The sequence below is a fragment of the Enterococcus sp. DIV1059_2 genome (assembly GCF_051713685.1).
GTDB classification, from domain to species: Bacteria; Bacillota; Bacilli; order Lactobacillales; family Enterococcaceae; genus Enterococcus_D; species Enterococcus_D casseliflavus.
In genome coordinates this window covers 99,735-111,853 of record NZ_JBIOQK010000002.1, presented here as the reverse complement: position 1 = coordinate 111,853, position 12,119 = coordinate 99,735, and the positions used below count along the sequence as shown (strand labels likewise).

Annotated in this window: 13 protein-coding genes; 12 read left to right on the top strand and 1 reads right to left on the bottom strand. The window is 37.7% G+C overall.

The window, feature by feature from the left end:
- Nucleotides 1–80 precede the first annotated feature (80 nt).
- The gene (locus tag IGI72_RS18825; protein ID WP_438755319.1) at nucleotides 81–1,364 is read right to left on the bottom strand and encodes a hypothetical protein; all 1,284 of its coding nucleotides are present in this window, start codon (nucleotides 1,362–1,364) and stop codon (nucleotides 81–83) included.
- A 1,247-nt stretch (nucleotides 1,365–2,611) separates the two neighbouring features.
- Here IGI72_RS18825 and IGI72_RS18820 point away from each other — a divergent pair.
- From IGI72_RS18820 to IGI72_RS18765, 12 genes are all read left to right on the top strand, one after another.
- The gene (locus IGI72_RS18820; RefSeq protein ID WP_438755318.1) at nucleotides 2,612–3,130 is read left to right on the top strand and encodes a hypothetical protein; all 519 of its coding nucleotides are present in this window, start codon (nucleotides 2,612–2,614) and stop codon (nucleotides 3,128–3,130) included.
- Between the two features lie 52 nt (nucleotides 3,131–3,182).
- Nucleotides 3,183–3,533 carry a hypothetical protein gene (locus IGI72_RS18815; RefSeq protein ID WP_086373250.1) on the top strand — a complete coding sequence of 117 codons (351 nt, stop codon included), beginning with the start codon at nucleotides 3,183–3,185 and terminating at the stop codon, nucleotides 3,531–3,533.
- 48 nt (nucleotides 3,534–3,581) lie between these two features.
- Nucleotides 3,582–6,473: an RNA dependent RNA polymerase gene (locus IGI72_RS18810; RefSeq protein WP_438755317.1), complete on the top strand. Its 2,892-nt coding sequence runs from the start codon at nucleotides 3,582–3,584 to the stop codon at nucleotides 6,471–6,473.
- Nucleotides 6,474–6,521: 48 nt separating this feature from the next.
- Nucleotides 6,522–8,003 carry a hypothetical protein gene (locus IGI72_RS18805; protein ID WP_438755316.1) on the top strand — a complete coding sequence of 494 codons (1,482 nt, stop codon included), beginning with the start codon at nucleotides 6,522–6,524 and terminating at the stop codon, nucleotides 8,001–8,003.
- An 83-nt stretch (nucleotides 8,004–8,086) separates the two neighbouring features.
- Complete coding sequence (locus IGI72_RS18800) at nucleotides 8,087–8,353, top strand: hypothetical protein (RefSeq protein WP_438755315.1); 267 nt, start codon at nucleotides 8,087–8,089, stop codon at nucleotides 8,351–8,353.
- A 170-nt stretch (nucleotides 8,354–8,523) separates the two neighbouring features.
- Nucleotides 8,524–8,889, top strand: coding sequence for a hypothetical protein (locus tag IGI72_RS18795; protein WP_086373254.1), 366 nt, complete (start codon nucleotides 8,524–8,526; stop codon nucleotides 8,887–8,889).
- A complete protein-coding gene (locus tag IGI72_RS18790; RefSeq protein WP_086373255.1) occupies nucleotides 8,858–9,097 on the top strand; it encodes a hypothetical protein in 240 nt (79 codons plus the stop codon). Before IGI72_RS18795 ends, IGI72_RS18790 begins: the two co-directional genes overlap by 32 nt.
- A gap of 69 nt (nucleotides 9,098–9,166) precedes the next feature.
- Nucleotides 9,167–9,565, top strand: a complete 399-nt coding sequence (locus IGI72_RS18785) for a hypothetical protein (protein WP_438755314.1) — start codon at nucleotides 9,167–9,169, stop codon at nucleotides 9,563–9,565.
- A 395-nt stretch (nucleotides 9,566–9,960) separates the two neighbouring features.
- Nucleotides 9,961–10,209, top strand: a complete 249-nt coding sequence (locus IGI72_RS18780) for a hypothetical protein (protein WP_086373258.1) — start codon at nucleotides 9,961–9,963, stop codon at nucleotides 10,207–10,209.
- Complete coding sequence (locus IGI72_RS18775) at nucleotides 10,202–10,708, top strand: hypothetical protein (protein WP_438755313.1); 507 nt, start codon at nucleotides 10,202–10,204, stop codon at nucleotides 10,706–10,708. The genes IGI72_RS18780 and IGI72_RS18775 overlap by 8 nt, the downstream gene beginning before the upstream one ends.
- 13 nt (nucleotides 10,709–10,721) lie before the next feature.
- The gene (locus IGI72_RS18770) at nucleotides 10,722–11,162 is read left to right on the top strand and encodes a hypothetical protein (protein ID WP_438755312.1); all 441 of its coding nucleotides are present in this window, start codon (nucleotides 10,722–10,724) and stop codon (nucleotides 11,160–11,162) included.
- Nucleotides 11,163–11,313: 151 nt separating this feature from the next.
- Nucleotides 11,314–11,994: a hypothetical protein gene (locus IGI72_RS18765; protein ID WP_438755311.1), complete on the top strand. Its 681-nt coding sequence runs from the start codon at nucleotides 11,314–11,316 to the stop codon at nucleotides 11,992–11,994.
- Nucleotides 11,995–12,119: the final 125 nt, after the last annotated feature.

Sequence of the window (12,119 nt, the reverse complement as noted above, 5' to 3'; positions counted from 1 at the left end):
TGTTAACCAATAGACCTGTCTAGCCCTAAATAAAAAAAAGGGAACCTCTTGTGGGCTCCCTTGCTTTTTCGCTTATTTTCTTATTTCATTTCTAAATCATCGGTATCTAGTTGCGATTTCTTCATGTCAATTATAGGTCTAAAATCAAAAACGTATGGTTCTGGATTTTTGAAGTCGTTTGGAATACCGGTATTAATGAAAGATGCAGCTAAGTCTACCTCAAGGTTGTCAGAAAAGGTATAGTATCTAAAGAATACAGATACCAGTTCACCTTCTTCCTTATAATCAATCACATTCTTAATCATCAGGTAATTGCTGTTTTTTAAAGGCTGATTACCGACAGTGACCATTTTGCCTTCAAACAGTTTTTTATTGATTATAAAGCTTTGTTTTATATTCTTACAATACTCTTGAAGTTCATGTTTTTTGAACAACATGCTCAGAACACGAACATATGGAGCTTCACCAGCAACGGTCATTTCATTTCCCGTCCTCACGTCCACATCTTCAGTCTTCCAATAGTGAATATCTATTTTTGAAGGTTTAAGTATATACTTGTTCATTCTAGATAATTCTGCATCTGAATAGTTGTTAGTATCGTTAACTACAGTGAAACTAAAGTTTTTCTTTGGAACAAACTCTTTGAGCTCTCTGTCATAAGTCTTACTATCAAATAATTTGAATTCGTCAAAGAGTTTATTTTGGTTGGTTGATATATCTGGCTTGTATTCTATCAAAGGTCGAGAGACCTCATAAGTTTTACATTCGATAGTAAGAGCCTCTGTATCTCCTTTAAATACTAGAGCATATAGGCCGTTAACCACACAGTTTTCCCACGGTTTGGCCGATATGAAATAAGTGAGGTTTACTTGGTTTTGTTCATAAGAAATGTCTCTTGAAACAACTTTTCCTATTGAAGAGGGTTTTATCCTAGACCATAAAGCTCTATTAATTGCATCCACAACAATCTTCATTCTTGCAGCTCTTGAAATCATTGTCCGTTTATTATTTGTGTTTGTTGTCGCAAGCATAAACATGTCAGTATATTCTGAAATATCTATATCCCATGACGAAAGAATGTATCCAGAAACCTCATTCATCCGTGACCAATGAATCTCTTCAACTGGCGTATGCCCATCAACAGAAAGAGATTTTCCAGATAACATTTCATATTCTTGAATATCATCAATGGTTACTTTATGAATTTCATCACTTAGATAGCTAATGCTTAAATATTCTTTTGAGGACTTCGGTTCATCCGACTTTTTTTGAATGTCAGCTATTTCCTTTAGATACGTCTTTATCATTGCTTCATCATAACTTGGTGATGAGCTCTTGTCTAAAAAATTCTGTACGATAATCATAATACTCATCTCCTGAAAAGTTTGAACTAACTACTACAACTTATTAACTTTTATAGAGGTAAATAAAGCTGAAATAGGGATGAACACAATGTGTTATCCTATCCTAATTATACACCAGAGTGATAACTAAAACAAAATGTTAAGTTTTATCTTAATTACATTTTTTTGAGAAAAAACTAAAAAAACATAGTTATTCATTAAGAGTAAAAACTTTCACCCTTCCAATCTTCCACGCCTTTATTTAACCGAATTAGACTCTCTCAATCAAATGAAAAAGTTCTATCAATCAGACCCCCAAATGAATAAAAAACCTTTTCAAGAAGGAGTTAATTTTCTCAATAAGGTTATGACTATTTATTTAAATCAATCTAATTACTTGAAGACATACTGGTCCCGTCAAAAACATAAACGGGGTCTAGCTGATTATGGCTAAACTACTGTGACCTGCAGAGTTTTTACGCTCACCTGAATACCTTGCAACCTATTTTCTCCCTTATTTTCTTACTTCACTGGGATTCTAGGTAATATTCTGCAGTCCCCTGAACATATGTCTATGTTCAAAACAGGCTCCACTCCCTACCGATATTCAAGTCCTACACACATTAACAATATTCCAATTGAAGATAAATATAATCTATTATTTTATGCCCATTATATTTACTTGTGTCGCAACCAGGCCCCGTAGTCAGGCGCAAGCTCTGTATATCAGTTTCATACCGGCTTGTTTTATGCTTTTGAGAATTCAGCTAGGGTCCTCATTGGCCCATTTTGCAGATAATCATCAATTCTCTCAGTCACCATATAAATTTTCTAGATTGAGGATGCTCGTGGCTCAGTAACCGCACCACATTATTCTTCCACTGTTTGTTCCTCACTTACAGTCATGTTATTAGTCTCTGGCATCTCGGATGATACTCTCACATATCAAACTGAGTTTCGTTCTTCGCTTGCTTAGAATAAAGCCAGTTGGACGCTGTGTCTAGCCCCTAAATGAAAATTCACTCAATAAAGCTCAAAACTTAGTAAATTTTAATTTTGAGAAAATGTAATTCAGCGAAGGGGGGACCCCTCTGATTTTAGCCCACCCCCTATGGTGACCGTTGTGCACTGAACTAGGTACACCCTATAGAATGTAGAAGTTTTATAAATTTTTCTGGCGCAAGGTAGTTGTATAAGAATGATTGGTGGATTCTTTCGGTGCCCACCCATCAAGCTTATAACAACAACAAAAGAAAGAAGGAATTGTAATGTTTAAATTTATGAAGGATTTTTGTGAAGGATTCAAAGAAGGAGTTACGGGTCAGGTAACAATGGTTGAAGAGAAGAAAGATACACTAGTTGCTCAATCAACAGGTTGGACAGTTGATTCTTCAGTGACGGTGGTTTCTGATATCCATAATGTTATTGCTGATGATGAGCCAGTAATAGTTGATGAAGTGACCTCTGCCGCTAAAACTGGCGAGTTTGTAGGTAAAGTTTCTCGTACTGTTTTAATTGGCGCAGGCTCTTTGTGTAAGAAAGCTGTAAAACTAGTATGGGATACTGGTATGTTCGTTTTGAAAGCTCCTTTTAGAATCTGCATGTATGTCATTAGAACAATTCGCCGTTATAAGAGACTAACCTCAATGAGTTATGAGTGGATGGTGATGTCCCAAGGTAATGTTCCTTTATCAACACGTACTGCTTTTATCTTTAATAGCATCTACAGAGCAATCGTCACAGAAATTAAATATGGTTTAACAGGATTAGCAATAGCATTCAATTAATAGAATTTTATTACTAATTTTAAATATAAAAACGAATATGGAGGAATATATGATGAAAACAAAGAACTTTAAGGGTGGATTTAGAGCGGTATTAGGAACAAGCGTGTTCTTCACTGGATATGCATACGGGATGATTGAATTGACTAAAGCGATGAGTGTTATGGCTTATGGGAATCTTATTGTTGGGATAATTGGCCTGATATTCTTTGTATTGCTGCTTAAATGGATTGGATTACTTTCAACAAGTTTAAAGTATCGTTTCAAATTACTCGGTGCCCTGTTAATAACTGTTGGATTACAAGTATTTCTTGGAATGACAACAATAGCTTTTCTTACTGCAGCAGTGTTGATTCTATTCATCAGTAATGATGCTCAGATTGAACAAATTATCAAAATGAAATAAGAGAGCTCTCTCTTGTAATAAACAAATAGAAGAAAGAAGGAAAATATAATGATAAACAATGCAAATTATTCAATGGAGTACGGATTTAATCATGGATGGGTACTAAATACAGATACAGGTAAGAAAGAACAGATGAAAAAGGAGGACTATAAAATGGTCATGGCAAAACAGGTTGAACAAAACAAATTGATTCAAGCATTACAAAATAAAAAAGAAATGAAAGAAGCAGGGGATATGAGAAAGAGACTAGACGGTGTTGTTCGTAGAAATGTTGAGTCTTCATCTTTGGAAGTCTTATTCACGACAGATGAAACACCAACAATCAATTCAGTGTTTAAATCTTCTAAATTGATGGGGTTAAATGCCAAACAGTTTGCAAAAGTATTCGGAACACAACAGTGGGCTATTCAAGAGTTTGAAGAATTGAAAGCTGCAGCTCTTCATGGGGGTATCGTCATAGGAGTAGAAGAGAATCTCTATGATGCGACAAGTCCTAACTATCATTGGGCTCTGGATTCAGCTGGACAACAACATCGTCAATTAGGTAGATTCATCGAAAACTATAAGATTCAAGTTGTTGAAGACTCTATTGAAGGACTCGTGAGCAAAGAAAAAGAAGTAGATGCATACGTATTACCGCACATCTACTCCCTTGAAATTAGTGGACTCATTCCTGGATTGTTGAAGAATCCAGTTACAAATGAATTAACTAATGAGCTAGGCCGCTCTATCTTGGATTATATCAGATATGCTATTACATTTGAAGAAGCATCTTCAGGTATGGATTTTGTTAAGCCATACAACTTTTTGGAGTTTGCTTATGGTTCAGTATCCCAGTTAAGAAAAGGGGATAATGATGCTGTCGTAACTGCTAGTATTGACGCTAATCAACCAACCATTACAACTTTGGCGATGCTTGCCCAAACAGGAGTTACTTTTGATAGCTTTGCCAAAAAGGTAGGAGACGACAAAGTTAAGTTTCCTATGAATAAAATCTTCACTCGTTTCAAATTAGCTAACTCATCAGGTATTGAGCTAGGTTTGTTTGACAATGTTGGGAAAGCAGTTGTGACAGAAAGAGTCTTCAAATTTCATGAAAAAGATGGCGACTCGTACAAACAAGTAGATGTTGTTGGTCAACACTATGCGTATGAGAATGGTCGTACTATCCTGGTGTTACCAGAAGACTTTACAGTTATCAAATCTCATCTGATTGAAGCTCCAGTATTCAATGAGAACAAAGAGATGGAATTAGTTTCTGATTATGAAGTTGTCATCGATGCTCCTAAGACAGATGGTATTTCATACATGGACGAATCTGTAGCACGTGAGATTTACCAAGAGATGAATGGTAAAAAGGGCATGCAAGCCGCCGTTCAATTTCGTATGACTCCTTACAGCAAGGGTTTGATGTTAGCAGTGCCTGGTCTTACTAAACGACTAGATGCAGATATCATTTTGTTTGCTGGCGCAGTGAAAGCATCGATTCATCACTTCCTTGAAGAAGGCGATATCTTCTTCTCAGCATTAAATGTCAATCGCAAAGTGGAAGAAAACATGGTGGGACGTTTGAGTCGACAAGGATACTTGAACCTATTTAACAATGCAGAAGCTGCTAAGGCTGCAATCGAAGAAAATGCTGCAGTATGGGAAAAGGTATCTGATTTAGACCCTGAGTATGTTAAAGCAGTATTCAATGTAAATGATGATATGGAATTAGAAGAACTATTGGCCAATGCTAGTGCAGATGATTTAACTCGTCAATTAGTAAAAGCTAATCCAGTAGCAGCTTTGAAATCTGGAGCAACAAGAGAGAAAGTTCAAAGTTACTTGAAAGGAACCTATGCGAAAGTTGCATCAGGACAATTCCTTTATATGAGAGATACAGCATACGCATATCTAACAGTTGACCCTCTTCTAGTAGTTGATTACTTAGTAGAAGGTCTTCTTTCTGTCGTTTATGAAGAAGGGATGGAAGCAGGGATTAAAGTAGATGGGATTGTTCTCCCTAGAAAAGTAAATGGTCAATTAGTTCCAGCTTATGGAGAAGCAGGATGTATTCGATTCCCTATGCTGCATACTAAAGAAAGTAGAAAGGTAATGGCTGACGGGACTGTATCTGGTTTTTATCAGACAGCAGGTGGCCATTCAAAAGGTGGGTATGCAAGTCGCTACCGTGAAGCAGTTAAACGTGGGTTCTTTGAAGGTTGTGTGGTATTCAGCTTGTGGGATATGAATCCTGAAGCAATGAGTGGTGCCGACTTTGATGGAGACTTTGCCATCATTACTCTAGCTGAGAAAGTTGTTAAGCATATGAAACAACAACCATTGTTCTTAGACTACTCAATTCTTAAAGACGCTAGTGGTAAAGAAACATTAGTAGCAGGTTGCCCATTTGGTCAAACTATTGGTGGTGGTCTTCCAGAAGGTCTATTAACAGAACGTGAAGAACGATTTGCAAAAGAAACTCTAGAGATGACAATTAATGGCTTTGATGTAGTATTCAACAAAGAAAAATACAATCAATATGGAAAAGGCGCAAGTTTAGTCTTAGATAAAATTTGCCGTTTCTTCTTGATGACATCACTAACAGGTAACGATATCGGTACATTGACAAATATCCTGGCATCAGTCACAGAAGCGAAACAAGAGGCTGAAGCAACTGTAACATCTGCTGAACTTTTAGACCTTGAAGTTGAAAAAGAATACTTTGGTAAAGAAGTAAGTGGATACGGCAAGTTGGAACATTATATGGCAATGGCTATTCGTTGGGAAATCGATAAAGCGAAACATGGTGGGGCATATCGTGAATTTATGCCTTTCATCGATAAAGCTTTGTTTGAAACAGGCTCATCAGCAGAAGTACTTGAAGATTTGGAAGAAGAATTTGGAATCAGCTTGCAACGTCTATTCGTTAATCGTCTAGGCGTTGAGGCGTAATACCTATATAACAATAACAAAACTTATAACAATTTGGAGGAACTAACAATGACAAAATTTACAGATATGATGAATAGCATGAACTCAGCGGTACAAGCGAATAAAGCAGAATTGGTGGAACGTTCTGAAGGAAGAAATATCTATACGAATCGTTTCCATGTCAAACCTGATGAAGTTCAAAATAAAATGGTTAAGTCTCGTACTATTTTCATTGCTAAAAACCAAGTGAAGGGCGGTTATTTCCAATCCGAAATCACTCGTATCGTAGAGAAACTTGTTAAGAGTCAAGAAGCATTGTTTGGCAGCCGCTATAATGAGCGGAATTATAACTTGGTATTGGAGTGCCAAGCGTTCATTCAATATGTCTTGAATACTAATCCTGAAGTGAACCTAGAAGATATCAGAACGCAAGGGTTCAATATCACTCGTCGTTACTGGGATACTGTTCAACCTAAGAAAAATGACTATATCAATATTTTGGATGTATTGATTGAAGAAGAGATTAAAGAAAATCCAAACGGTCGTTTCGTTAATAATAACTTCAGCAACTACTCAACTAGTCGCAAATATACTTTCGTTAAAGACAATCTACCAAAAGCAAAAGCAAACTTGGCAGTCGTGAAGTACATGGAGTACAAACAAATCCAAGCACAGTTTGAAGTAGAAGCACGTTTGTTGTGCGATTCAGATGGGTATAATGGTGCATTGCTATTTGCGACAGTATATCTGTTCTTGCTGGAAGAAAATGCATCAATTGAACATGCAAAAATTGCTCAAATGACTCGAGGAAAAGCTCAAGACACTCAAGTTATGAATGGAATGGATGAAAATGGCGAATATATTTATACTCGATTCGCTTCAGTATTCGACTTGTTTGCTCAAGGAACTATCTCATTCTTTGCGATGCTTCGTGAGGGTAAGTATGACTTGAACATTCCTATGAAGAAAGTAAATGCCATCACCGAGTTCTCAGTGCCAGATGAGAAAGTGGACGCAGTGAAGAGCTTCTTGAAGAATTTGTCTGATTCAAATAAACCGCTAAAAGTTCAGAAGGTGAATGGTCAATTAGTATGGAAAGGTTTAGTCATGAGCCCAGAGAATGCTTCTCTTACAAAGAAAGAAACAGTAGGTGCTTTGACTAATACCTTCTTGAAAGATGTTGCTCGTGCGGATGAATTTGCAGCACGCTTTGGTGGAGACAAATGCTTTTTGAAATCTTCTGTCTTCACAGGAGTTTATGATTTGTATCAAGGTTCAGTAGTTGGGTTTGCTTCTTATAATCGCAATGGCGTTACCTTTGTAAAAGTCTTCTTGGCGGATGTCGTTGCAGCATTCAATGAAACAACCAAGAACAATATTCGTACAATGGTTGCTCAACGTGAGGAGAAATACGGATATACAGAGTCAGATGAGGATACTTACTCAGAACTAGGAGAAGTAGGGGGAACCATCAATGAGTATTCAGATAGCACAGATGTATTTATGAATGAAGAAGTTGAGTTGTTCGGAAATGTCGACTTTGATTATTAAACAAAAGAATTTGAGGAGCCTCCGGCTACGGGTAGTTGAACCGTAGACTGGTAGCTCCTCTTTAATTTTAGGAGGGATTCGAGATGAGATATTGGAAGCACACGAGAGATGAAATAAAGATGATACTGTTCCTGGAACAAGAAGCGAAAATGCCTTATACCCGAGAATGGTTCTTGAATGATAGTAAACGACTCTTTCTTATGTATGAGAAGGAGTTTGCTAAATACCGTAAACGGTTGTCTACAGAATTAACGATGGAATATAAGAAACAGATTGAAGAAGAGAGACTATCTAAACAAAAGGATGTCTCTGTTAACCAGTTTGATGAAGATGACGATTTGCCCTTCTAGCTTTCCCCCCTGCGGGTTTTCCTTTTACAGTTAGTTGGCAAATTTAGAAGAGTGTCCCTCTCTAGGAATAGAGGGGGTCTACGCCCTTCGTAGAGATTGATAATTTCTTTACCCTAGAGATAGTCTTCTTATTTATTAGATGATGGGTATGGGAATGTAGGTGAATGGGGATGTTTGATATTGACCGTCTTATGGAGAAAAGGTTTAACTCAAGACAAGAAAAGAAAGGACTGTTGGCTATGTTTAGTAAGAACTATAAAACAGATTTTAGTCGTGATGGTGTTACTCTGAAGTATTCGGTTGATGTGAATTATGGTCACATAGTTGAGTTTGCAGAAACAATGGAGAAGATGGTTGATGCAGGTATCCCTCTAGTAGTTATCTACTACACAGTACAAGAGATGGTTCATTCTCTAAAAGGTATTAGTACACGTATCATCGCAGAACCGGGCAGTCTGGTCCTGTATCTGGATTTAGAAAAGGTTACAGAAGAGGAGAATGATTATGAATTCGAATATAGTAGCATTACCAACTAAGTATGAACGTTTTGCCGATGGCTTTATCAGATTGGTGAATAATATATCCACCATTGAAAAGAAGACCACTGACAAAGTGTTGGACGATATTCACGCAGGGGTATATGAAGGGAAGCAAACACCTATTCATAATATCTACCTCTTGATTGAGCAAGATGATGATATGTCTTATTATGTGATGAATAAACTGGGACTGCTTTCTGAGTAGTCCTTTTTTATATTTACAAATTGACTGAAGTAGAATAGTTTGCCGTTAACACTAAAGGAGGAACAACCGATGAAACTAGATGTAGCATTGTTAGATAATCAAATTAAGACGCTTTGTGAGATAAAGCGTGATAGACTAGGTAACACGAATGAAACAGATGTACTGGAGGGAGTAATCAACTTTCTTGAAGGTATTTCTGTCATAGTAGGAGATAACTACGGTGAAGATATCGACATCACCATTACTCCTGAAAATAGTGAAGTAATCAAAGCTGACTTTGATAAGATTGAATCTATCTTATATGACCAGTATCGAAATACAGGGAAACTTCAGTACCTTGGATACAATGCTCGATTCATTAATGCATCATTTGTAGTAACTAGTAAGTTCAATGATGTTAAATCTAAGTTTAATACTCTTGAAGAAGTTGTTACCTATATTGCGTTGAAGATAGTTTATAGAGACTAACCTGATTGATTCAGGAAGAAAAAGGGAAGGGGGGATGCAAATATATGGCGGCATTTCTATTTATTGGAGCATTTTTTGTTATGATATATTTTGCTTTATCGTGGGGACGTGGAGGGTGTGTAACAACACTCTTCGTATTGTTTATCTTATTTATTTTTCTGGTCAATCCGTTTCTCGGGTTACCAGTTATTGGATTAACCGTCCTAATCAGCAGAGCATTCTTTAAAGACTAGTTGCAGACAACTGAATAGGTCATTGAACGAGAGCCGGGGGTTTTTCCCTCCGGGTCTTTTTTTGTTAGTCAGAGATGTTCTTACAATGAATTGTTGTGGGCTACGCCCGTAGTACGAGGAGAGGCTTTGCCTTAATAGAAGAAAACTTTGGAGGGAATACTTATGACAATTATGCACACATTGGAAGACGCACGAAAATTTTTAGCTGACGCAAAGGTCCAAGAAAAAATGCCGCAACCTCTACAAACGGCAGTTTCAAGAGACCTTAAGGCCATTAAGAAATGTAACGAGATTTTGGAGAATCCTTTTTCTTCAAAACTAGACAAAGAGATTGCCCTAAGTGATTTAGGCTATTACGAAAATGAATTGTCAATGGATTATACATTAGCAAGGAGTGTCGTACATGGCTAAGATTGCATTTATCAGTAACCGGGAAGACCCGAATAGTTACTTTACTCGTAAAGAGGATTTCAACTGGAAAGCAATCAAGCATGCAGTGTGGGAGGAACTGTCTAAGCCAGAGTGGCGTGGGCAGACTTTTTTGATTCCTATCTATTCTCGTTTTGACCGTTTTGTACTGTATTGTGCTGAACGTCTTCAAAATGATGTGATTTTCTACATTCCTCAACAAGAGTGGGGAGAGCATGCTATTCCACAAAACCAGATTGATTTAGTCAAACGTATGAAAGCACGTTACCCAAAAGTAGTTGAGCGTGGCAATCAACAGCGTTTAGAAAGAATGCTCGATGATTGTGATGCAGCATTTGCTTTGATGACTGGAAGTTCACTAGATTGTGACACCAGCATGATGAGAAACAAGAAGATGAAACTGTTTGACTTTGAATCAGCAGTGGCATCTTATACGTATCAACAAGAAATGAAGCAACAACCAATCACAACAAGAAGATAATGGAGGAATTACTATGTTAGAAGGATTACGACTTGCATCAGGAACCAAAAAATTTGACCGATTTTTACCAGCTACACGAAAAGATGTAAAAGAAGCAGTTGCAGTGGCTCATGTGTCTGCTAATGAGGCTGCTGTTCAAATTGAACACATATACAGTGTCTTAGAAGCTAACGGCTTGAAGGTTGACCGTCTTGATGATGAAGAAGTCTTTGATATGGCAGTATCTGCATCAGTCAATGACCATGCATTATTGAAAGACTTAGCTAAGGCTGACTATGAAAACCGTCTAGCTAAACGTAAAGCCGACCGTCTAGAAAAGAAAGCACGCAAGGCGGCGGAAAAGAAGGCAGTCCAAGAAACTAAGTTATCAAACTCAGTTAAAGAAACTGCTAATGTTGCTACAAAAACACAATCTCTAGTTGATGAAGCACTAGAAGCCGGGACAGCTGTTTAACAGTTGTCCTCTTCTCTTTGAGGAGAGAGAGGGGCTACGCCCGGTATTGACAATGAAAGAGTGATTGATACAGCGTATCACCTATACACGATATAGGGGAAATTAGTATTCGTCACTCTAATAAAAATAAAAAATTATTGGAGGAATTAACATGTCTTTTGCACAAAATAATACTCGCACAGGTTACAACACAAATCAAAACGTCGCTGGGCAAGGCTATGGCAGTCAACAATCTCAACTACAAGCACTTTCTATTCGTTCTACAAAACCAGGGGATATCGGTCCTGAATGGTACATGACTGACCAGTTTGATGGCGCACACCTCGTGACCAATTACTCTTCAAACGATAAACTGCACATCGACTCTATCTTTCTACAACCTGCTAACAACCCTAATCGTCCGAAGTCAGTTGCTCGTGTGACTATCACTATGGCTGGCGGCTTAGTTCGTACCGGTGGTTGGATTAACCAAACAGATGAAGGTGCATTGCGCTTTAGTCCATACCAAAGTGAATACCTAGATGAATCTGGTGCCAAGAATTACTCATCACCTGTTATCTTGAATAAACTAGTTGCAGCTCAAATCTTGCGCTATGCTCATAAGTTGATTGTGCCTTTTGACCCGTCTATGATTGCTCGTCCTAACAATGGACAAACTCAGAACCAAGCGCAACATCAATTCCAAGGGCAAGCTCAGCCTCAAGGCAACTTCCAAGGTCAAGCTCAAAGCCAAGCTCAAAACAATTTTGGTCAAGGCCAGCCTGCTAACAATTTCGGTAATCAATTCGGGAATTCAACTATTGATATTTCTGATGATGACCTGCCGTTCTAAGCAAACTTTTCTGACTCATCGCTTATGTGGTGAGTCTTTCTTATTATGGGTACTCCAAAACCCACCAATTGTTTATGTTATAAGTTTCTTCATTGAGGAGAGAGAGCGAGTGCTTTCTCTCTTTT